This window comes from Dellaglioa sp. CoH-55-MRSF-8 (assembly GCF_056782195.1).
Map to the genome: position 1 here is coordinate 1 of NZ_JBXAYH010000254.1, position 241 is coordinate 241.

The 241-nt window shown below is 59.3% G+C and carries 1 pseudogene; it reads right to left on the reverse strand.

Features of this window, described 5'->3' with window-relative positions:
- Positions 1-241: pseudogene (locus AC1RPW_RS08670) on the reverse strand (type VII secretion protein EssC); the annotation flags it as partial.

Consider the following 241-nt stretch of genomic DNA (forward strand, 5'->3'; position numbering starts at 1 on the left):
GTCGAAGCCGTCGAGCACGTTCACCACGATCGGAAGAACCTGGTTCGTCTTCGCCGCGTACTGCTCGAGGTTCGCGACCCCGGCCTCTTTGAACTGCTGTTTGCGAGCCGCCAGCAAAACCGCGATCGCGTCCAGCATCTTGCCGAGCTTCTCGACTTCTTCGAGCGTGACGATATCGGCGACATTCGGCAGGTTCTTCAGGGGCAGAAGCCCGTTGTTCCCGAAGTCGATGAGATTCACG